We start from the raw sequence: 22,603 nt of genomic DNA on the forward strand, positions 1-22,603 counted from the left end.
CATTTGTACCGCTTAAAATAAACCATCCTTAATTCCAATTCTCTTTTATTGGATTGTATACCGAAGCGCCCGAAAAGTCAAAGGAACCATTGTCTTGCAGATTGATATCAGTTGAATATACTGAATATACGATGATTCATAATCCGGTATTTTTTCATGTTGATTTGGATGCTTTTTTTGCCTCAGTAGAACAGCTCGACAATCCGGCATATCGCGGAAAGCCGGTTATTGTCGGCGGGCTTGGTAAGCGAGGTGTTGTCTCGACGGCTTCGTATGAGGCGCGAAAGTTCGGTGTGCATTCCGCGATGCCGATGGCCCGCGCACGAGCCCTGTGTCCGAATGGTATCTTTATAAAAACACGAATGCAGCGATATTATGAAAAATCGAAAGAGATTATGACGATTTTTAAAAACTTCAGTCCCGATATACAGCAGCTGTCCGTCGATGAAGCATTTCTGGACATGAGCGGTACGGAAAAAATATTCGGCGATACTGCAACGGCTGCCCGGCTTTTAAAGAACTCTGTCTTTGCACAAACAGGTTTGCGGGTTTCCGTAGGGGCGGCTTCTAATAAATACATTGCGAAGATCGCTTCGGGGCAATCGAAACCGGACGGTTTATTGGTTGTGCCGCCGGGCGAAGAAGCTCAGTTTATGCAGTCGCTGCGTTTAAGCGATGTATGGGGTATCGGCGGTAAAACGCGTGGACGGCTTGCGGAAGCGGGGCTGACGACTATTGCCGAAATTCTCAAGCAACAGGAATCTGTTTTGCAGCTGATTATTGGGAATGCTGCGGGTACGTTTCTGTATCAAGCAGTTCGCGGAGATATGGCGCATGTTTTTAACGAAGAGCACAAAAGCCATTCCATCAGTACGGAACGTACATTTGAAACCGATCTGCATGAAAGAGATGAAATCTCCGATGTGCTGTTCCTGCTGAGCGCGGAGCTGATGTGCCGTATCCTTGATGAACGCATCCAAAGCCGTACTGTGCATATTAAAATACGGTATGCAGATTTTACCACCGTCTCGGCGCAGCAGAGCGGAGCATTGATTAACGATTCTGCGGATTTATACGGCCGGGTTCAGAAGCTATTCTTTTCCCGATTCGATCCGGCGCTGTCCGTCCGGCTCATCGGGATTGGGGTAGACATCGGCAGCGACAACAGCCAACTGGAGCTTTTTGCTTCCGAAAAGGCCGCAAAAAAGCGTAAACTTGAAGAGGCGGTTTTGGATATTTCAAAGAAAAATAAAGACGTCAAAATTGTGCAAGCACGATTGCTCCCGCCGGTGGAGTAGACAGATAGTATTATTTTCTCTCTAAATCCCCCACACACTCGACAACACATATACCATAACATCGGACATGGGGACAGGCAGTTCAAAACGAATAACGGCAGTACCGCATCGAGCAATAACGAATCAAACTTTCGTTAATATTCTCCGGGATGGATGATCACAGAAAACAGCTCTTTACCGTTTTTATCTGTATAGATGTAAATCAATGTAACCTTATCTTTTCTTATTTGATAGATCATCTGATTTGTTTTTAGCTTTTCCTTTAACATACCTTCGGCTGTTTTCTCCACTATTGCCCAGGTCTGTTTATCCATGTCTTCATATACACCGCCGGAAAAGAGATAGGTATAGGCAAGTGCATGCTGATCTTCCTTGTATTCAAGCTTTGTTAGAGTAGTCGCTTCATCAACCTCTATGGGGCATTGCTTTGTTACCCCTTCCGCCATAGCGTGATATATCCTGGCATTCTTATGGGTGTCTTCAGAAGCTGCATGAGGTCCCTTTTTAGATGTACTGCCCATTGTCTGGCAAGAGAAGAGGCAAACTAAACACGCAGTTACGAGGAATCCTAATGCGATTCGTTTCGCATTTCTAAGTAATTTCATATATAATCTCCCCTATAAAGGATTTCAACATTTCCGCCGCCCTCTATCATGGGGAAAAATGTACCACAGTTTCCTGTTTATGAAAAGATAAGGAGATTTTTAAGGGAGGTGGGTAATATTGAGAATTTCCATATTTTTTGTACAATAAGTCTAATCAAATGAATAAAAAAAGAACCATGAAATGCGAAAATGCAGCTTAATACAATGTTGAACGGTACCCACACATAGGCTACATAAAAAAAGCCCTCTGCATAATGACTATACAGAGAGCTTTTTAGTTAGTTTCCGATGCCTCGGCCAATCTTAATTCCGATTGATCGGGAACCCCTTAGTTTGATTTTATGGCAATCTGCCGACGGGGAGCAAGCTCCTTACGCGGTATGGTGACGGTCAACACACCGTTTTTAAAGGACGCTTCAACCTTATCTTGATCAATATCCTCAGGTAGCGTAAACCGTCTGACAAAGTGCCGCTGTGTGCGTTCGCGGATCAGGAATTGTTCGCCGTTCGGTTTTTCTTCCTTCTCTTTTGTTTCTTCGTGGTTGGAAGCAACAGTCAAAACACGTTCTTTTAAGTGAATGGTAACGTCCTTCTCCGTATAACCGGGAAGATCGATATCCATAATATAGGCGCCGCTTGTTTCGCGCACATCAACAGTCGGATAGCTTGCATTTGCCAACGGACTGAAAACGCCGAAATGAGGGCTGTCGTGATTTAATGAGTCAAGAACAGAGTCCGCAAATAAGGGATTAAAAATGCTTAATGAGTTCATAGTTTTCCTCCAAAAGGCTTACAAGTTAGGGTTTTTAGAAAACCCTCGAAGTTTTTCAACTTCAGTAATTATATAGCAACAAGCGTGCCAAGTTATACAATATACCTAATAAGAGAATCGGATGAAAAAAGGCTGTTTTGACCGAATAATTCCGCTTATACGGCTTTTTTATAACTTAAAGTAAGCGTTTATCGGCGTTTTTTAAACAGCTTCAATGGCAAAATCCGACTGTGTAAGGTGTTTACGTCCCGTTTACCGGTATGATGTGTCATTTTATATACCATATTGAGTCAATTTTTCCAACACAAAGCAAAATATGTGTCATTATGAAACATATTTTGCTTTTATCATAACTATTACTATTTTTTCTATTTAAAAATCGGGAAATCGGTTATACTATCTTTTATTCAATTATTGACAGATAAAAACGATATGTTTACAGTGATATTCTTTACAGCAAAAAAAGCTGTACGAATATCCCATAGACGCATCCGGAGGCGGACATGAACGTAACCGATTATATGAGTGAAAGCGACTGGAAAAAGCTGGTGCAATTTTCCGAAAAACTCGAAACTCCCTGTGTTGTTATCAATTTGGATCGCATTAAAAAAAATTACCTTGAATTAAAAAAGTTATTTTCCCCCGCAGATATTTACTATGCAGTGAAAGCAAATCCCCATGAAGAAATTTTAAAGCTCCTAATCGATTTAGGAGCCAATTTCGATATCGCCTCACGCTACGAGCTTAATAAAATCCTCGCTTTGGGAATCACTCCGGATCGTCTCAGCTATGGGAATACGATTAAAAAAGCAAAAGACATTGCCTATTTTTATGAAAAAGGTATCCGGCTGTTCGTTACCGACAGTAAAGAAGATTTGAAAAATATTGCAAAATATGCTCCTCAATCGCATATCTATGTCCGCATCTTGGTTGAAAATACCAATAGTGCCGACTGGCCGCTTTCCCGTAAGTTCGGCTGCCACCCCGATATGGCGTATGATCTCTGCATTTTGGCGAAAGAACTCGGCCTTATTCCTTACGGGATTTCATTCCATGTCGGCAGTCAGCAACGGGATATCGGACAATGGGACGATGCTATTGCAAAAACAAAGTATCTGATGAGCTCTCTTGAAGAAGAAGAAGATATCGAGCTCAAGATGATCAATATGGGAGGCGGTTTTCCTGCCCCGTATGTGGTGCCGACCAATGAACTTTCCGAATATGCAAGCGAAATTAACCGCTATCTTGATGACGATTTCGGCGATGAGCGGCCGCGTATTATCCTTGAACCGGGAAGATCTATGGTGGGCGATGCAGGAGTTCTCGTTACCGAGGTTATTACGGTTTCACGAAAGAATAACACGGCTTTACAGCGCTGGGTTTATGTAGATGCCGGCGTCTTCAACGGATTAGTGGAAACGCTGAACGAGAGCATCAAATATCCTATCGTTACCTCGAAGGATTCTAATTGCAGCAAGCGCGGGGAGGTTATTCTCGCTGGGCCAACTTGCGACAGCATGGATATTATGTATGAAAAATATAAATACCAACTTCCGATCAATCTAAAACCGGGCGATAGGGTATACTTTCTTAGTGCCGGCGCATATACGGCGACTTATGCATCTGTAGAATTTAACGGCTTTCCACCGCTTAAAACCTATATTATAAAATAAAAAAACGGCACAAAGATAACATCTTTGTGCCGTTCATTACCGTATCTTACGGTTATTTCGCGAACCGTTCGCCGAATTCCTTGCACTTTTTCTGTGCTTCTTCATCGGGATCGTCATAGGCAATGAGGCCTTCTTCAAACACATCGGCTCCGTCTCGCTTTGCGCGTTCTACCCATGTCTGCATCCATTCACCGTCTGCCCATTCGTAAGAACCGAACAGTGCAATTTTGCGACCTGAAAGTTTATTTTCGATAGAAGCAAAGAACGGTTCAAATTCATCCGGTTCAAGTTCCTCAGAACCCATCGCAGGGCAGCCAAAAGCGATTTTGTCATAGCTATCCAATTTATCCGCACTGAACTGCGAAACAGGGAATAATTCAGCCTGTGCTCCGCCGGCTTTCAGTCCATCCATAATACAATGAGCCATTTTTTCGGTATGACCGGTTCCGCTCCAAAATACTACTGCAACTTTTGCCATAGCAAACTCCTTATAAAGTGTGATGAGAATAATAGAAGTATTATTCTGTCATTAAGCGGCACAAACAATCTCAAAGATCGTCATGCCGCTTTTTATCTGTAAAGCAAAACGCTCTTTACATTCCGTATACTGATGGAATACTTGTAATGCCTGTTCGGGATTGCTGTATACTTTCCAATACCCGCAAAACAGACAATTTTGTCCGCCCGTTTTTACATACTGCATTACATCGTCGGCAGGATACCCTAAAAAAAGTCCGATCTCGTGCGGAAAGCTTTTTTCTTGCTCTCTGCTCCGTGTTCCTATAAAATCAGACATCCGCTCTTTTAACCGCATGATAATTGCATCGAGCCCACATTCCGGCAGATACCCGAAATATCGTAGCGCCACTGCCACTTGAGGCTGAAAACAAAGGCAAGTAAGCAAATCCTTCCGATATACTAATACTTGGGTGCGATTTTCGCATACGCAAAGCGGCGTAAAATATATCCCTTGCTCATTCAACATTTCATTATAAGTATCGCACCATTGGATATCGGTACTTGGAAACGACACAAGGTTCGCCGGTTTAATTCCTGCCAGACAGGGAGCCGCATGACGGGCAAGGGCTGCTTCAACGTAAGCGTGCGGTAACATGTTTCTATTATGAGCATAGAACTTGAAAAATGTCAACCGTGAATAACTGGAATTTTCGGGCAAATGCATCAGGCCGTTTTTTTAACAGTCTCCTGATTTTGCGATTTATATTTATCCGTCTGATGTGTTCGCCCTGTATACTTAAATATTATACTTGACAATATATTATATTATAAATAGTATTGTAACGTTTAAAGAAACACCACGGGCAGTATTAAAAACGGATTGTTGATCTTAGTTAAAGATAAAAGTAGGAGCGAAAGATGAAAGAAAAATTAGCTCAATATCGTGCATTAATCGAAAGCGAAACCGATGTTATCGCGGTAATGGCAAATACCAGCGCGTTTATCATGGAAAATATTTCCGGCTTAAATTGGGCGGGGTTTTATCAAATGAAAGGTGATGAATTGGTACTGGGGCCATTTCAAGGCCGACCGGCTTGCTATCGAATTGGTTATGGAAAAGGTGTTTGCGGACATTGTGCGGTCAGTCGAAAAACGATCATGGTACCCGATGTACACGCTTTTCCCGGGCACATTGCCTGCGATGCGGCAAGTAAAAGTGAACTGGTTGTACCGATTATTCACAACAGTATTTTATTCGGTGTAATTGATCTCGATGCTCCCGAATACGATCATTTTACCGATACCGACAAGTGCCTTATCGAGGCTATCGCTGAGATATTTTCCCAAAAATTGTAGAAGGGGACTTCTAAGAGTCTCGTTTTTTTACGTGCTCAAAATAGTCTGCAAGGAGTAATTCACCTCTATGAAAAAGATTGTTTGTATAACGGTATGGTTATCCGCGGCCTTTGTTCTTTTTGCTCAAACGGAAACAGGAGCGGCTCAAGATTCAGTGTATCAAAAGCTCTTACAGTACCGTGTTGAACATGATAGCAATTACCGGCAGCTGCAAATGCAGGCGGATATCGCAGCCAATAAAGCAGAAAAAGCAAAAACCGAATCGTTAGTAACAATGGAAGTCGGCAGCGGAAATACGCAGCTTGTTCTTAATACGGATGCGAATAAACGAGGTATTACAACCGAACCGTATGCAAATATCGCATTACCTTCGTACAATAATACAGGCATAAAACTGAGCGTACCGTATAGTAAAGTAGGGCAGCGGCAAGAAACCGGCGCCGAGGTTTCTGTGTCTACCGATATCTATTCCAAAAATGCAGAAGCGAAAAAATATACGCTTAACCTTGCGCAATCCGCGGCAGATCAAGCGCGGCGGGCAAAAGAAGAAGGTTTGGCGCTTGCTGAAAAGCAGTTCCTTCAAGATATTCAGCGGCTTTTGGACGATTATACAACACTCCTTGATAAAGAACTGAGCGAAGTAAAAGCTGAGATTCAATATAGTCAAACAAAGGCACAAGGCTATGCCGACAGTTCTACAAAAATGCGTACGGCCAATTTAGAGCTGCTGGGTGCAAAACGGGAACATCAGAATGCGGATTTTAACTTTTCGGCGTCATACCATGTTTTTGCAGAAAGCTGCGGTCTTACAACCGATGAAAAACCTCAAATGTTTTTAACGTCGCTATGGGATTCCATCCCCATACAAAAGGCCGCGGATATTGAACAGTATCCTCAAGCTGCTTATAAAAAACTTGTTGAAGCGGAGCAACAGCATACGCAAAATGCAGCGAAACGGGATATTGAACTGTCTCCGTTTTCCATCGGTGCAGACGCTGGTTATAAATTGCGTAATACGAAAATCGGCAGCGCCTCCGCAAAAAATGAACATTCCGTCTTAGGCGGATTGAGTATGCAATTTCCCGGAGGGAAGGCGTACACCGGCGTCGAGGTTCCGCTTTCCGATCCTAAAAACACGGCAATTAAACTGTCATTCAGCTGGAATCCTTTTTCGATTCAGTATCGGAAACTCGATAAAAAAAATGCCGAGCTTGAAGATGCGATTGAACGGCTTAAAATTGAAGATGCAAAGGAACAGTATCAAAAACAGCTCCATACCAATAAAACAGCGAAGGAGCAGATGATATGGCAGCAAACGGCGACAGCGGATGAATTAAGCATCTATAAGCAAAACGCCGATGACCATGCCCAATGGTACCGCAACGGTGTTATCAGCAAGGTGGAAAGCCTGCAAGCAGAACTTGAGTATAAAAAAGCGGAAGTCCGCTATGCAAAGGCTAAAACAGCCGTTATGATTTTCAATATCGATACGGCGCTGCTGTTTGAAAAGCGGTAACTAAACTACTAATTTGGAGGACACGATGAGTATCAATAAACAGCCGCTGACAGCACGGCAGCGGAAATCGAAGAAAACGAGAATTATTGTTATTGTATGCATAGCGGCGTTGGTAGGCAGCTGGTATATTTTTATGAAGCCTAAAAGCACAAAAACAGGTGATTTGCCACCTTTGACGGTAAAAAAGGAAATCGAACACAATCAAATTGAGGTGTCCGGTTATATCGAAGCGGCACAAACGCAGGTTTTGGAGGCACCCGGCGAGGGGTTTATCGAACAGGTGCTGGTAAAAGAAGGCGACAGAGTAAAAAAAGGCGCATTGCTTTTTGCGCTTGATACCGACAAACAGAGTTATGCTGTTGCAGAACATGCTTTTGCGATAAAACGGGAGCAAATTAACGGAGCCTCGCAAAAGCTGAGCTTGATGGAGCAAGAACAGCGGCTTTTGGAAAAACAGCTCGCCGACCGTAAGGTGTATGCCAAATTTGACGGCATCGTTGCTGCCTTAAAAATTACGCAGGGGCAATACGCCAAGGCAAAAGATACCTTCGGCACACTGATTGACCGCAGTTTTCTTAAAGCCACGGTCGAAATTGCCGAAAGCGATGCGTCTCGCCTTGCAGTCGGACAAAAAGTTGATATGACATTTCCCGCCGAACCGGATATTAAAGTGCAGGCGGAGGTTATTTCTTATCCGGCAATCGCACGCCTAACCAGCCTTGGGCGGACGGTTGTCGATACGCTGATCCGGCTGGATAATCCGCCGGAGAAAATTCTTCCCGGTTATTCTTTTAATGGAATCATCGTAACGGGCGCCGACTCCGAAGCGCTTATAGTAGAGCAAGATGCCATCCGTTATGTGGAAGGAAAGCCGTTTGTCGATAAAGTTGTTGGCAATACCACACAGGAAATTGCGGTAACCGTCGAACCGTATATTAAAGGCTTTGTGAAGATTCTCTCCGGCGTGCAAGAAAACGATGTGTTGAAAAATCAAGCAAAACTGAACAACGATAGAGATTTCTAGGAGACGTGTAGTGAAAACAGGGATGATTGTCTCCCTTGATTCGGTGGTAAAAACCTTTTTTATGGGAGAAAACGAAGTACATGCCTTGCGCAGCGTCTCGTTCGATATACCGGAAGGGAGCTTTGTTTCGCTTATGGGGCCGTCCGGTTCAGGTAAAACGACGTGTATGAATATGATCGGCTGCCTTGACCGCCCGACGGCAGGCGCCATCTATGTTGACGGAGAAAACACTGCCGAAATGAGCGAAAAAGATTTGGCGTTTTTGCGGAATAGAACGATTGGGTTTGTCTTTCAGCAGTATTTTCTTCTGCCCACGCTTACCATTCTCGAAAACGTGATGCTGCCGCTTCGGTATCAGGGGCTGCCTGCCTCTGAACGGAAGAAACTTGCTGCCGAAGAGCTGGACAAAGTGGGTTTAAGCAACCGCCTCAAGCACCGTCCGAGCGAGCTGTCGGGCGGACAAAAACAGCGTGTCGCTATTGCCCGCGCCCTTGTAACCCGTCCTAAACTGATTCTTGCCGACGAGCCGACCGGAGCGCTCGATTCCGAAACAGGTCAGTCCGTACTCGATCTTTTTTTTGACATAAACCGGCAGGGTACGGCAGTTATTATTGTTACCCATGATCCGGACATCGGTGCGATGGCGCCGCGTTCCATTCATCTTAAAGACGGAAAAATCATCTCCGACACGGCAGATAATTTTTTAGAAAATCAATAACCCCGACGCAAGTATAGGGGTACAGTGCTCAACGTTTCGCACGGTATGGGATATCCGGCACGGATGCCGGTTGTTCCAAACAGGAACGAGTTTTTTACCTTGCAAAAAACTCGCAGTCAAAAATGTACAAGGATGTACATTTTTGACGAGGTGGTTGCGTCGGGTTTAATACCCTTCTTGACTTTATTAATGTGCGCACTTACACTGTGTTTATAGAGGAGTGTTTATGAAAAATATAACGCTATCAATTGATGAAACTGTTTTACAGGCTGGGCGAGAATATGCCAAGAGACATAACATCTCATTTAATTTTCTTGTAAGAAAACTTGTTGAGCAAACGGTTATTCCCCACAAAGATAACTGGCTTTATGATACTTTTTCGCTTATGGATACATTAAATGCAACATCAAGTGATGAGAAATGGACAAGGGAAGAATTATATCGTGTCTAAAATATTTATTGATACAAATATACTTGTTTATACCCTTGATTCAAAAGATTCATATAAGCAAGCAAAAGCGCGGAAAATAATGGAAAAAGTTGTAAACTTACATCAGCCGGTAATATCAACACAAGTACTCAAAGAATTCTATGTAGTTGCAACAACGAAATTAAAAGCAGATCGAATAATTGTTAAAAATATTATACACAATTTTTGCAATATTGAAATTGTTCAAAATGACTTAGAATTGATAGAGCAAGCAATAGATATTAGTGTAATTTTACAATTATCGTTTTGGGATTCATTGATAGTAGCTGCTGCTGAAAAAGCAAAATGTGAATATATTATTTCTGAAGATTTAAATTCGGGACAAACATATCGCGGAGTAATGGTAATAAATCCATTTAAAGAAGATGTTTTCTAACGCCCGCTTCAACCTGACATTGCTATGTACTTTAACCGTTTCTTGTAACACCATTTTTCCTGTGGAAGTTGCAGCTTTGCTGACTTATATATGCTATACTAATACAACAAAAGTCGATACTTAGAGAATTTGACTGTGACATTGAGATATTAAATGAATTTTTAACGCGATATGCAATCAAATCACCTAACACGCGCTTCAACCTGACATTACTCTTACGACGATGCAGGTTAAACGAATGTCAGGAGGACGCCCGACTGGGGCGCTTGGAGGAAAAATGTTATTTGTATTTGATTTAGATGGAACTTTATTAAATTCTAAAAAAGAAATATCTGAATCTAATAAAAAAGCTGTTCAGAAACTTTATTTAGCCGGTCATAAAATTGTAATAGCAACGGCTCGTCCTCCGAGAAGCATAGATTCTAAGATTAAGAAAATTGGAGTTTCAACAGATAATATTTATTATAATGGCGCTCTTGTCCGTTGTTTTGATGGCGTAACTTTTTCTCATTTTATAGAAAAAAATATCTTTAAAGAAGTTTTTTATTACATAAAAGAAAATGATAAATCTGCCGTGATTTCTATCGAAGATAATGATACATGGTTTTCGTGTTTTAATTTTGATTTTAAGAATTTTTATTCTGTAAAGGATGCTCCTGAAATTATCACTGAGGCAGAATTACTTCAAAAAAATCCGAACAAGATATTGATAAATTCTTATTCGAATTTAAATTATTTAAATGAAAAATTTAATAACATTTGTAATATAATAGAGACGGATTCCAAGACACTGATTCAAATAATGAATAAGAATGCATCAAAAGAGAAATCAATTAATGAGATTTCTAAAAAATATAAAATCAGTTCTAATGATATATATTGTTTTGGTGATGATTTCAATGATATTGAAATGTTCAAATTTTATAAAAATACCGTGGCAATGGGAAATGCAATTAGTGAATTGAAAACAATTGCAAAGTTTGTTACTGAGACAAATGATAATGATGGCATTGCTAAATTTCTTGTTGAGAAAGGATTTATCGCCTAACATCCGCTTCAACATGGCCTTGCCTTTGGCAATGCAGATTATGCAAATGTTAGGCGGGACGTTTTCTAGGAGAACCTATGAGATTACATATACAACACATACGGGATGGCGCTCATGTTTGAAGATATCCTTTCAGCCTTGCAGAATTTCCGGCACAATAAAATGCGCACGATGAAACCAAGAAAAGTTTTGCTGCTTTGCTGACTTATACTGCCTAGCTTTTTATGCTATACTAATACCATGTTGGACGGACGGGGCAGGGCACCGTTGAGGAGAAACAGAAAGTGAAAAGGGCATCTCTAGAAAACTTGAGTTTTTTAGAGGTTCCCGGAAATATGTTTTATCAATTGTCAACTTAGTTGAGCAATTTTATGAAAAGGAATTATGTACTTTACTTGTAATTTTTCATTGGGAGGGTGGTCGTATGGAATATGCTACAATTCAGATAACAGTTCCAAAGGATATGAAAACTTATTTTACCGACAATTATAGCTGTGAATCAAATGGAGATCTTGAGCGAAATGCACTCCTTTTATATCCCTATGTCTACAAAAATATCATTTCTCATGGTCGTGCAGCTGAAATTTTGGGAATTAAAAAACTTGATTTGATTGATTTATATGATGGTATGGGATTCCCGTATTTTGATATGGATATAACTGATATTATGCAAGATATTCAAACATTTCGTTCTCTTAAGAAAGTAAAGACATGATAGTAATTTCAGATACTACACCAGTTATTTCATTTTTAAAGATTGATCGTTTGGATTTACTTAAAACACTTTTTGAAGTTGTTCAAATTCCGAGAAGTGTTTTTGCAGAACTTATAGGAAATACTAAATATAGAGATGAAGCAGAAATAATAAAAAAGAGTCCTTTTATTCAAGTGATAGACAATATAGACGAGAATTATGTTTCACTTCTTCGCCGTTCTACCGGTCTTGATTTAGGTGAGAGTGAAGCAATTTACCTTTCGGATAATAAAAAAGCGGATTTACTTTTAATGGACGAAGTAAGAGGGCGTGAAGTTGCAATTCACATGGGTATTAAAATTATGGGAACGATCGGAATTTTAGGACTTGCTTATGAAGATTCTCTTATTTCAAAAGAAGAAATCAAACAAGCTATAGACATTTTGAGAGACTCCGGTCGGCATATCAGCGAACGACTTTATGAACAATTATTACATTTTATTCAAAGAAGCTAATAATTGTCTAACACCCGCTTCTTGTAACGTCATTTTTCCTGTGGAAAAGGATTTGACCGGCAGATATTGATATTACGAATTTTCTAGGAGAACCTATGAGATTACATATACAACACATACGGGATGGCGCCCATGTTTGAAGACATCCTTTCAGCATTGCAGAACTTCCGGCACAATAAGATGCGCACGCTCCTTTCGCTTTTAGGGATTATGATTGGTGTATGCTCGGTTGTTATTACGATGAATTTAAGCCGTTCGCTGGAGGCAAGCGTTGCTTTGGTGTTTAAGGATTTCAGCAGTTCGATAGTAGCCGTGTGGCCTTCGTCGTGGCGGAATTCTGCGATTACTTTTAACGACCGCTATGCCGATATGCTGAAAAAAAAGATACCGCAGATAAAACGCGTTTTTTGGTTTGATTCGTTTAATGCCGCGGTCATGCGTGGCCGCCTGAACGCCGGCACGAAGGAATGTTTCGGTGTAGAATACGGGTATATGGAAGCGCAGAAATGGCATCTTGAATACGGCACGGGATTTACCGCTTCGGATTTTATGAGCGGTGCGCAGAAGGTTATTATCGGGGAAGATATTGCCAAAGGCCTATTTCCGGAAGGAAGCGCCGTAGGTAAAACGCTGACGCTGTCGGTGGACAATGGAAATGCTGCGCCGCTCCTTTTTACGTGTACGGTTATCGGCGTGCTCAAAACAAAACAGACGACGGTAGGGCAGATGCAGCGGTTTGTATTGATACCGCATTCATTTATAAGGCTGCAATTCGGCCGAAAGGAAGCTGACTCGGTTGATGTTGAATTGTACGATACCGTAATGGATATCGAAGCTGTTGAAGAGGCGATTAAAGCAGCCTCCGACGAATATGCAAACAGTAAAAATGCGGTACGGATATGGTCGGCGCAGTCGATGCAAAAACAGGTTCAGAGCAGTCTTGCGATGATTGCCGCCGTGCTGTCCGGTATTGCAGGGCTTTCACTGTTGATAGGCGGTGTCGGTATTATGAATATCATGCTCGTAACGGTTGCGGAGCGGCGGCAGGAAATCGGCATCCGTAAAGCAATCGGCGCTACGACGGGGGCTATCCTTTCGCAGTTCTTAACGGAATCGGCAGCTATCAGTATTGTTGGCGGCGGTATCGGTCTTGCAGCAGGTTTTTTAATCAGTCTTGTTGCCGTTACGCCCATTTTATCTCAGTTTTCAGGCGGTAGCGACGTTGTGTTATCGTTCAATATGCGGGGTGCGTTGATGGCGTTTTTGATTTCTGCAGGAGCAGGTATTTTCTTCGGGCTGTACCCCGCATGGCAGGCCGGCAAACTCGATCCCGTCAAGGCGCTGGAAGAAACGTAAACACGGTACTTCCATGTACCGTGTTTACGTCCTGTTTTGCGCTTATGCAAAACAGGTTACTGCTGTATATCACCGACATCCATGTCGGTACTGATTAAGGAATAAGTATGCTGGAAGATTTTATCAATGCATTCGGCAATTTCCGCAGCAAAAAATTGCGGACGGTACTGTCCCTGTTGGGCATTGCAATCGGCGTTACCGTTGTGACGGTTATCAGCAATATCGGAAGCTCTATGAAGGTAAGCATGGCGAAGTTATTCAATCTTGATACGATGAATATGATTCAAATTGAGCCTCGCTGGGATTTTGATAAACAAAAGTATCATATCAAGCTGACTGAAAAATACCGTAACGCATTAGAGAAAAATGTACCGCTCGTAAAAGACGTATTTTATTCAGGCCTTTTCAACGCAACGGTTTCACATAATTCGTTTTATCTGAAAAATCAGCGGATAGTCGGTATTGAATACGGTGCGCTTGAAGCAAACGGGTACGAATGGTCTTATGGGAAAAGCTTTAGTCTTGATGATTTTGCAAACCGGCGGCACAAGATTATTCTGGTTGAAGATGAAGCGAAGGTGCTATTCCCCGAAGGAAACGCTATCGGGAAAAGAGTTACGCTTACCGTTCCGTATAATCAGGGGCGCCAGTTTATTCCATTTTCGTTTGAGGTATGCGGTGTTGTAAAGCCGCGCAATCGGTTTTCCAGTATCGGTTCTTTTATGGTGCCACGTTCATTTGTTACAGAGGATATGGGTATCGGTAAAAATGATTCCGATCTCGCTTCGGTGCAGATTTACGATCCGGCATATATTGACAAAGCAACGGCGCAGATAAAGGCGTTTTCCGATTCGTTTGCAAAAGCTGAAAACACCTTATGGACGTTTTCGGAAAAAGATATACTGAATCAAATCAATTCGCAAATCGCTCTTATCAGCGTGGTGCTTACCGTGATTGCGGTTATGTCGCTTCTGGTCGGCGGCATTAACATTATGAATATTATGCTGGTTACCGTAACGGAACGAAAAAAGGAAATCGGAATCCGCAAGGCGCTCGGCGCAAGTGAAGCGGTAATACGCAATCAGTTTTTAGTTGAGTCCGCGACGTTGAGTTTGACGGGCGGGATATTCGGTATGTTGCTTGGAGGAGGGCTTAGCATGCTTTTGGTACAAACGGTTTTTCAGTCCGACAACTTCAAGATGGTCTTTAGCCCGAATATTAGCGGTTCGGTTATTGCATTTGCCGTGTCCATAACCATCGGTATTTTCTTCGGTCTCCGCCCTGCAGTTAAAGCCGCGCGGCTCGATCCGGTTAAAGCCTTGGCGGATTGATTGATGATTCGGGTGGATTTGTGACAAGCGCAAATCTCGTGCCTGTATGAAACCACCGCCATCCATGGCGGTACTGATACGTGTTATCGTGAAAATCATAACTGCCTGGCTTTTATCTTAGAACCATCCTTGGAAATAAAGCGGGTTCTTAGGGCAGAGCCCTAAGTCGCCGTTTTTCTTTAGATGGGGTCATAGGGGAAGACTTTTCTTTTTATCGAAAAAAAAGAAAAGTCTTCCCCTAATTGATTTTGAATTTTCCCACCTCTTGCGCAAGATGATCAATACTGGTTTTATTTTGCTCTGTAATAGAAACAACCTCTTCTACAGCATCGGTTATTTGCTCTGCGCCGGAGGCTATTTCGGTCATACTGTCGGTTGTTTCCCGTGTAATTTCCGCCAATTTTTGCATCTCTTCGGCAATTTGCTTACCGCCTTCAAGCATTTCTATGGAAGCGGTGCTTACATCTTTCGTCACCTTATTGATAGTCTCGATAGCCGATAAAACTTGCGTACCGTTTTCTTCCTGTTCCCGCATAAGGTCTACAATCGAATCTTCTTTCTCCGAAATGTTACTGATAAGTCCATAAACATCGGTAAAAGTTTTCTCCGCTTGTATACCCGCCTCTGAAACTTGCGCGATAATTTCGGTTGATTCTTTTATAACCGCGCCGATCTGTTTTCCCTGCATATTGGATTCTTCGGCTAGTTTTCTAATTTCATCGGCAACGACGGCAAACCCTTTGCCCGATTCTCCGGCATGGGCAGCTTCAATTGCGGCGTTCATCGCTAAAAGATTTGTTTGGCTGGCGATATTTTGAATGACCTGACTCGCTTCCAGCAGCGCTTCCGATCGTTCCGCAATTTTCTTGACAAACTCATTTGCTGCCCGTGCCCCGTCTGTTCCCGCTTTCATTTGACCGTATACGGTTTTAATCAATTCATCATTTTGTGAAAGTATTTTATTAATACGAAGCATATTTTCCGCAGTGCGTGTTATTAACGCCGAAGACTGCGTAATACTTTCCGACTGCCTTGTAATCCCTTCAACAAGCAGGTTTAATTTTCCTTGAATCTGCTCACCGGCTGCAGCTGTTTCCGTTACACCGGCTGCTTGCATTAACGCTTTTTCCTTTACCGTTGTGGCATTGCTACTTATCTGTTTTACCGCGGCAGCCGTTTCTTCCATATTGCTTGATAAGTCGGAACCGATCGCCGTCATTTTATCGGCTTCTTCTTTTAAAACGGTCAACATAGTGTGGGTATGTTCTATCGCCATATTCAAATTTGTCATAAGCCGCCCGATTTCGTTATTACGTTTTACCGCTACGCGATCGGTAAGATCTCCCGCCGCAATTTTTTCAAACATAGATTCAAGTCTCGCAAAATACCGCTTTAGTGCACGGGCAGCGATAATCGCCAATGTGAAATATATAACAAACATCAACAGCCCGATGAGAATCATAATTCTGACTAGCGCATAAAACAACGAAAGGATTTCCCTTTGTTCCACAATGACAATAAGCTTCCATCTTAATTCGGGAAACGGAAAGATATAAGCTTTTCTCTGTTTTCCGTCCAATGTAATAAAAACGGAACCTTCCTTTTTTTGAGTGATTTTCGCGAAAGCGGCATCGACATCACTTAGGTTCTTAGAAATGAATGCACTATGGGCTGCATCCGCTAAAATCATCCCGTCATCTTGCACGAGCATACAGTATCCCGTATTCCCTATTTTGACACTGCTGATAAATGATGTTAAATCAGACAAATTAATATCAACACCGACACATCCTAATAATGTACCGTTACCGTCTTTTATAGCCTTTGCGACCGCTACGACAGGAGTACCATCTGTAGCAATATATACCGGTGTGATAACTATAGCTCCATTTGCTTCGGCGGCTTGTTTATACCATGATCTTTGGCGAGGATCATACCCTAGCTCGTCTTCCCCAGACCATGAAGTTGCAATTCCTCCCCATCGAGTCCCCATATAGACATCTTGGAATTCGGAGAAGCTTTCCTCTATAGCTTTAAACAACGTTACAAGCTCCTGTTCCGTTTTTCCAGTATGCGTATATATTCTTCCCGATTTTTGTGCTTCTATCGTATAATTATAAATAGTATCATCGGCTCCTCGTACAGCAGGATGCGAAGCAAGCATGGTAACAACATTCTCACCCTTTTGCATGAGGAGGTTGATCGATTTCTCAACGTTGAAAAATTGCTGAGCGGTAAACTCGTTAAACAATGCAGTATTTCTTTTGTAAAGTTCATAACCGACAACTGCACTAATAAAACCGATAATCGAAATGATCGTTATAGTGATCGCACGTAAAAGTCTAAAACGAATTGAAAGTGCTTTTTTCATTATGGTGTCTCCAATTGCTAATTGGTAATGGTAACTAATACATTTATTAATATGATCTCTGAATAATTCTTTATATTATATACTATAGTTAACAAATCCGTCAACTTGCTCAGGCAACGTTGCTGGCAGAACCATACACTTGCTCAAAAAGATAAAACTTTCTATAATAGTGAACTATCATTTTCTTAAAAAGTGATTAGGAGAAAAATATGGAAACCCGAAGCCGTTATGCCCCGTCTCCGACAGGATTTCAGCACATTGGCGGAGTACGTACCGCGTTATTTAATTATCTTTTTTCCCGCGCTACCGGCGGAAAATTCATCTTGCGTATAGAAGATACCGACCAAACCCGCTATGCCGCCGAATATGAAACAAATCTTTACGATACCCTTGACTGGCTTGGAATTGACTGGGATGAAGGCGGCTCCCGCGGCGGTCCGTATGCCCCCTATATTCAGTCTCAACGTTCCGAATTATACCGCGAGTATGCGGATAAACTCGTCAAAAGCGGTCATGCCTATTATTGTTTTTGCGATGAAGAACGGCTCGAACGCATCAGAAAAATTCAAACCATGAATAAAATGCCTCCGGGATATGACCGGCACTGCCGCAATTTAACGCAGGAAGAAATCGATGCGAATATCGCAGCGGGAAAGCCCTATGTTATCCGCCTCAAGGTGCCGCTTGAAGGAACAACGGTATTCCACGATGTCCTTCTCGGTACAATCGAGTGGAAAAACGAAGACATCAACCCCGATCCCATCTTGCTGAAAAGCGACGGCTTCCCCACCTATCATTTGGCGAACGTTGTCGATGATCACTTAATGAAGATTACGCATGTTATGCGTGCGCAGGAATGGGTACCCTCAACGCCGATGCATGTTATTATGTATAAAGCGTTCGGCTGGGAACATCCCGATTTTTGCCATTTGCCGATGGTTATGGGGAATGACGGGCATAAGCTTTCTAAACGGCATGGTGCGACCAGCTGTAACGAATTCCGCAACAACGGCTATTTAAAAGAAGCGATTATCAACTATGTTGCGATGCTCGGTTGCTCTTATGAGGAAGGGCGAGATATGTTCTCGCTCCAGGAATTGGGTGAACGCTTTAATCCCGAACACATCAACAAGGCTCCGGCGATTTTCGACTATAAAAAGTTGGAATGGTTTAACGGGCAGTATATGCGGCTTAAAACCGATGAAGAACTCTTTGAGTTAACATGGCCGTTTATTGCGAACTCCGGTATCTTCGGTGAGCAGGATCAAAAAGCTCGTGAAGCAGCCGGATTACGTTTTGTCGACCAGACGCTGCTTAAACCTACCGATGAACAAAAGGCAATGCTGATGAAGGTGATGCCGTTGATTAAAGAACGCCTCCACTTTTTAACGGAAGCCCCGCAAATGGTGCGCTTCCTCTTCGAAGAGCCGGCAGTTCCGCCTGCAGAAGAGATTATCCCCAAAAAGTTGGATGCAGAAAAGACGCGGGCTGTGCTGGAGAAAGCAAAAACCGTATTACCCTCAATTGCAAACCTTGATGAACACGCTGCAAGCGAGGTGTTCCGCGCGGAAGCAGAAGCGACGGGCGTTAAATTGGGCGACTTTATGATGCCGATGCGTATGGCAATTACCGGCAGCCGCGTAAGTCCGCCGCTGGTCGGTTCGATACAGATCTTAGGTATAGATCGTTCTATTGCCCGCATCGAAAAAACTTTGAAAGAACGGTTTAACTTCGGCTGCTGATATGGCGCAGCCTCGTTAACCGCGAGTTCCGGCAGATGCCTTTAATAACCAAACGAGGAGTTTACAGTATGGAAGATCACGCAATTTCAATGGAAAAAATCGTCAGCCTATGCAAAAGGCGCGGCTTTGTGTTTCAGTCTTCTGAAATTTACGGAGGACAGAACGGGGCATGGGATTACGGTCCGCTCGGTGTTGAATTAAAAAACAATATCGCCCGCGCATGGTGGAAGGAAATGACCCAGCTGCACAACTCAATTGTCGGTATCGACGCAGCTATTTTGATGCACCCGCGCGTGTGGGAAGCATCGGGACATGTGGAAAACTTTACCGATCCGCTGGTTGACTGTAAGAAGTGTAAAGCACGCTTCCGTGCCGACCAGATTGATCAGAACAAGTTAGCAAAAAAAGAATGTCCCGACTGCGGCGGCGAGCTTACCGATGTACGAAAGTTCAATTTAATGTTTAAAACCCATATCGGGCCGACGGACGATAACAGCAACCTCATCTACTTACGCCCCGAAACCGCACAGGGTATTTACGTGAATTATAAAAACGTTGCGCAAGCCAACCGTATGAAAATCCCTTTCGGTATTGCGCAGATCGGTAAGGCATTCAGAAACGAAATTGTAACGAAAAACTTTATCTTCCGTACCTGCGAGTTTGAGCAGATGGAAATGCAGTTTTTTGTAAAGCCCGGTACCGACGACGAATGGTTCAACTACTGGCGTGAACAGCGGTGGGCGTTCTACAAAAAGCACGGTGTCCGCATGGATAAGTTGCGCTGGCATCAGCATGGCCCGGATGAGCTTGCTCACTATGCAAAAGACGCCTACGATATTGAATATGAATTCCCGATGGGCTTTAAAGAGCTTGAAGGCGTACACAACCGCACCAATTTTGACCTGACCCGCCATACCGAATATTCCGGTAAGGATATGCAGTATATTGATCAGGATAACGGCAACGAACGGTATATTCCGTACATCATCGAAACCTCAGCCGGTTTAACCCGCAACCTCTTAATGTTCCTCTGCGATGCGTACGAAGAGCAAAAAGTTGCCGACAAAGGCAATGATGACGATTGGCGAACCGTGTTGCATTTCCATCCGGTTATTGCGCCGATTACCGTAGCAGTGTTACCTTTGATGAAAAAAGACGGCCTTGCGGAGCTTGCACAGGATATTCAAGCGGAATTACGTGAAGACTTCCGTACCGACTATGACCAATCAGGAGCAATCGGTAAGCGATATCGCCGTCAGGATGAGGCGGGCACTCCATTCTGCGTTACCGTCGATTATGACAGCAAAGAAGACGGAACCGTTACCTTACGCTTCCGCGATTCTATGGAACAGGTGCGTATTCCCCGTACCGAACTTGCAAACCGAATTAGAACAGAAATAAAAAATTATACAAGAGCGTAGGCAATATTTTCCCGTATAATGCAGACGTACAGCATAACCAGCAGCACGAGTGTTATACGGGAAGCAACACTCTCTTACGCGGAGTTTTCTATGGCTAAAAAATATTCATATAGTGCAGAAGATCAATCTATTCTGTCGCCGATATTATATAAGTTTTTCGTTAATCCATTGGTAGCAATTTTACCTTATCGTGTACCGGCAAATTTTATTACATTTTCATCCTTTCTTTGTATTATTACTGCTTTTTGTGTTGCAGTACATGGGTACTATGTCGGAAGGTACGAGCACTGGTGGCTTATTCCAGTACTTGCACTGATTTATCTGACCGGCGATTGTGCCGATGGAAAGCAAGCCCGAAAAACAGGCACCGGTTCACCGCTTGGTGAATATTTTGACCATTTTTTAGACTGTTTTGTGACCGGTCTTTTAATGGGTATTCTGATGATATCTTTCAAGGTAACAAAACCGGCTCTCATTACAATAGGTTTCTTTAATCTATATGCCGGGCAAATCGGAAGTTTCTGGGAACGCTATAAGCGGCGGGTAATGTGCTTTGGAAAACTCGGATCCAATGAAGGAATCATTGCAATCGGTTTGACATCGTGGCTTATGTCAATACCGTCGATCCACGCGGCAGCAGACACAGTTCTCCTTTTCAATATAACAGGTGGAGAAGCTCTGATTATTACTATTATGACGGGAACAGCAATCTCCGCAATTCATTCAATTGTCCGATCTCGCGCAATTTCTGCCCGCCTCATTGCACATTTAATACTATCGTTCGCCGTTACCTACACAGCTGCCTATCTCTTTGGGAATAAGAATATAGTATATATCACGGGTGTGGTAAGTTTCTATAATGTATTTTTCCTTTCTTCGCTTTTAGCAGCAACCAACCTTGATAGCCGAGAATGCTTGCCGGATGTTATCATCCCTCTTTCATTCATATTATTCTTTTTGATCCCGAATTATACTTCACTTATTCAGCATATACAAATTGTATATTTGGTAGTGCGGGTTGCGATAAAATTTATCTCGTTTGTCAGAATAAACCGGCAGTATTGGTATTGGATTAATCCGCCGCCGCCGGATGAAGATCTTTCAGCAACGCGGTAATCCGATCGGGGTAGTCAGTAATAAGACTGTCTACCTCCATTTCAATCAGCTGCCGGTAATCGCACTGAATGCTGCCGAACCATGGATTGATGCGGATACCAGCCCGGTGCAAAGCCCCAACCAGTTCAGGCGTTACACAATAAGCTGATGGGTGATAACATTCGATACCGAGGTTCCGCACATACTGCTCAGGATGAATTTGCCAACTGTCTACCAATAATCCGCACGTTACCACCGGATCGATCTTCTTCATCCGCAGTACGCTTTCATGATTAAAAGACGAGACGATACAGCGATTAATCAGTTTATATTCCTTCATCAGTCGATACACAACTTCTTCAATTCCTTCATAGATAAAAACGCCCGTTTTTAATTCGATATTCGAAATGATGTGTGGCTGTTCCGCAATATATTCAAAATATTCTCGCAATGAAGGGATCGGAGCAAAATCTATCGTTTCGGGATGCGGCTTCGCGGCATTCAACGCTCTTAACTCACGATATGTTTTCTGCCCGACCAAACCCGTACCATCAGTCGTGCGGTCAACTGTTTCATCGTGAATAATAACCGCTTCACCATCTTTTGAAAGATGCACATCAAACTCTATCCCGTCACAGCCGGCTTCCACCGCTTTCCGAAAGGCAAGCATGGTGTTTTCAGGGTACCGGCTGCGGAATCCCCTGTGCGCAATATTAAGCATTGTTTTTTCCATCATGACGGGA

22 protein-coding genes are annotated in these 22,603 nt (G+C 42.9%); 16 read left to right on the forward strand and 6 right to left on the reverse strand.

The genetic code is table 11. From position 1 onward, the window contains the following. Window positions 1-131: 131 nt before the first annotated feature. Window positions 132-1,298: a DNA polymerase IV gene (gene dinB / locus GWP43_RS13705; RefSeq protein ID WP_162664866.1), complete on the forward strand. Its 1,167-nt coding sequence runs from the start codon at window positions 132-134 to the stop codon at window positions 1,296-1,298. A 134-nt stretch (window positions 1,299-1,432) separates the two neighbouring features. On the opposite strand, the gene GWP43_RS13710 is transcribed toward dinB, so the two are convergent. After that, window positions 1,433-1,903 carry a hypothetical protein gene (locus GWP43_RS13710; protein WP_162664621.1) on the reverse strand — a complete coding sequence of 157 codons (471 nt, stop codon included), beginning with the start codon at window positions 1,901-1,903 and terminating at the stop codon, window positions 1,433-1,435. Between the two features lie 328 nt (window positions 1,904-2,231). After that, window positions 2,232-2,675 (reverse strand): Hsp20/alpha crystallin family protein, encoded by a 444-nt coding sequence (locus GWP43_RS13715; protein WP_162664622.1) that lies wholly within the window; start codon window positions 2,673-2,675, stop codon window positions 2,232-2,234. Window positions 2,676-3,178: 503 nt separating this feature from the next. Here GWP43_RS13715 and GWP43_RS13720 point away from each other — a divergent pair. Beyond that, window positions 3,179-4,348 (forward strand): type III PLP-dependent enzyme, encoded by a 1,170-nt coding sequence (locus GWP43_RS13720; protein WP_162664623.1) that lies wholly within the window; start codon window positions 3,179-3,181, stop codon window positions 4,346-4,348. Between the two features lie 52 nt (window positions 4,349-4,400). On the opposite strand, the gene GWP43_RS13725 is transcribed toward GWP43_RS13720, so the two are convergent. Next, the gene (locus tag GWP43_RS13725; protein WP_162664624.1) at window positions 4,401-4,826 is read right to left on the reverse strand and encodes a flavodoxin; all 426 of its coding nucleotides are present in this window, start codon (window positions 4,824-4,826) and stop codon (window positions 4,401-4,403) included. A 51-nt stretch (window positions 4,827-4,877) separates the two neighbouring features. After that, window positions 4,878-5,462, reverse strand: coding sequence for a DUF3793 family protein (locus GWP43_RS13730; protein WP_162664625.1), 585 nt, complete (start codon window positions 5,460-5,462; stop codon window positions 4,878-4,880). Between the two features lie 263 nt (window positions 5,463-5,725). Between GWP43_RS13730 and GWP43_RS13735 the strand changes: the two genes are divergently transcribed. From GWP43_RS13735 to GWP43_RS13785, 11 genes are all read left to right on the forward strand, one after another. Beyond that, on the forward strand, window positions 5,726-6,163 hold the full coding sequence (locus GWP43_RS13735) for a GAF domain-containing protein (RefSeq protein ID WP_162664626.1): 438 nt from the start codon (window positions 5,726-5,728) through the stop codon (window positions 6,161-6,163). Window positions 6,164-6,230: 67 nt separating this feature from the next. Further along, complete coding sequence (locus GWP43_RS13740) at window positions 6,231-7,679, forward strand: TolC family protein (protein WP_162664627.1); 1,449 nt, start codon at window positions 6,231-6,233, stop codon at window positions 7,677-7,679. A gap of 25 nt (window positions 7,680-7,704) precedes the next feature. Then, window positions 7,705-8,703: an efflux RND transporter periplasmic adaptor subunit gene (locus GWP43_RS13745; protein ID WP_162664628.1), complete on the forward strand. Its 999-nt coding sequence runs from the start codon at window positions 7,705-7,707 to the stop codon at window positions 8,701-8,703. A gap of 22 nt (window positions 8,704-8,725) precedes the next feature. Then, on the forward strand, window positions 8,726-9,421 hold the full coding sequence (locus GWP43_RS13750) for an ABC transporter ATP-binding protein (RefSeq protein WP_162664867.1): 696 nt from the start codon (window positions 8,726-8,728) through the stop codon (window positions 9,419-9,421). 226 nt (window positions 9,422-9,647) lie between these two features. After that, the gene (locus GWP43_RS13755) at window positions 9,648-9,872 is read left to right on the forward strand and encodes a hypothetical protein (RefSeq protein WP_162664629.1); all 225 of its coding nucleotides are present in this window, start codon (window positions 9,648-9,650) and stop codon (window positions 9,870-9,872) included. After that, complete coding sequence (locus tag GWP43_RS13760) at window positions 9,865-10,287, forward strand: PIN domain-containing protein (protein ID WP_230977739.1); 423 nt, start codon at window positions 9,865-9,867, stop codon at window positions 10,285-10,287. Before GWP43_RS13755 ends, GWP43_RS13760 begins: the two co-directional genes overlap by 8 nt. A gap of 238 nt (window positions 10,288-10,525) precedes the next feature. Then, window positions 10,526-11,335, forward strand: coding sequence for an HAD family hydrolase (locus GWP43_RS13765; RefSeq protein WP_230977740.1), 810 nt, complete (start codon window positions 10,526-10,528; stop codon window positions 11,333-11,335). 424 nt (window positions 11,336-11,759) lie between these two features. Continuing rightward, the gene (locus GWP43_RS13770; protein WP_162664631.1) at window positions 11,760-12,050 is read left to right on the forward strand and encodes a hypothetical protein; all 291 of its coding nucleotides are present in this window, start codon (window positions 11,760-11,762) and stop codon (window positions 12,048-12,050) included. Next, window positions 12,047-12,544 (forward strand): PIN domain-containing protein, encoded by a 498-nt coding sequence (locus tag GWP43_RS13775; RefSeq protein ID WP_162664632.1) that lies wholly within the window; start codon window positions 12,047-12,049, stop codon window positions 12,542-12,544. The genes GWP43_RS13770 and GWP43_RS13775 overlap by 4 nt, the downstream gene beginning before the upstream one ends. A gap of 132 nt (window positions 12,545-12,676) precedes the next feature. Then, window positions 12,677-13,900, forward strand: coding sequence for an ABC transporter permease (locus GWP43_RS13780; protein ID WP_162664633.1), 1,224 nt, complete (start codon window positions 12,677-12,679; stop codon window positions 13,898-13,900). A gap of 107 nt (window positions 13,901-14,007) precedes the next feature. Continuing rightward, entirely contained in the window at window positions 14,008-15,231 is a 1,224-nt protein-coding gene (locus GWP43_RS13785) for an ABC transporter permease (RefSeq protein WP_162664634.1), read from the forward strand. 238 nt (window positions 15,232-15,469) lie between these two features. Here GWP43_RS13785 and GWP43_RS13790 read toward each other — a convergent pair whose 3' ends face one another. Beyond that, a complete protein-coding gene (locus GWP43_RS13790; RefSeq protein WP_162664635.1) occupies window positions 15,470-17,602 on the reverse strand; it encodes a methyl-accepting chemotaxis protein in 2,133 nt (710 codons plus the stop codon). A gap of 209 nt (window positions 17,603-17,811) precedes the next feature. Here GWP43_RS13790 and gltX point away from each other — a divergent pair, with 209 nt between their 5' ends. The 3 genes from gltX to GWP43_RS13805 all read left to right on the forward strand — a co-directional run bounded on the left by gltX (window position 17,812) and on the right by GWP43_RS13805 (window position 21,881). Beyond that, a complete protein-coding gene (gene gltX / locus GWP43_RS13795; RefSeq protein WP_162664636.1) occupies window positions 17,812-19,344 on the forward strand; it encodes a glutamate--tRNA ligase in 1,533 nt (510 codons plus the stop codon). A 68-nt stretch (window positions 19,345-19,412) separates the two neighbouring features. Then, window positions 19,413-20,765, forward strand: coding sequence for a glycine--tRNA ligase (locus tag GWP43_RS13800; protein WP_162664637.1), 1,353 nt, complete (start codon window positions 19,413-19,415; stop codon window positions 20,763-20,765). A gap of 90 nt (window positions 20,766-20,855) precedes the next feature. Continuing rightward, window positions 20,856-21,881: a CDP-alcohol phosphatidyltransferase family protein gene (locus GWP43_RS13805; protein WP_162664638.1), complete on the forward strand. Its 1,026-nt coding sequence runs from the start codon at window positions 20,856-20,858 to the stop codon at window positions 21,879-21,881. Here the strand turns inward: GWP43_RS13805 and GWP43_RS13810 are convergent. Further along, on the reverse strand, window positions 21,838-22,596 hold the full coding sequence (locus tag GWP43_RS13810) for a glycerophosphodiester phosphodiesterase (protein WP_162664639.1): 759 nt from the start codon (window positions 22,594-22,596) through the stop codon (window positions 21,838-21,840). The two genes, GWP43_RS13805 and GWP43_RS13810, sit on opposite strands and share 44 nt — an antisense overlap. Window positions 22,597-22,603: the final 7 nt, after the last annotated feature.

It is taken from the genome of Treponema vincentii (assembly GCF_010365865.1).
Taxonomy (GTDB): domain Bacteria; phylum Spirochaetota; class Spirochaetia; order Treponematales; family Treponemataceae; genus Treponema.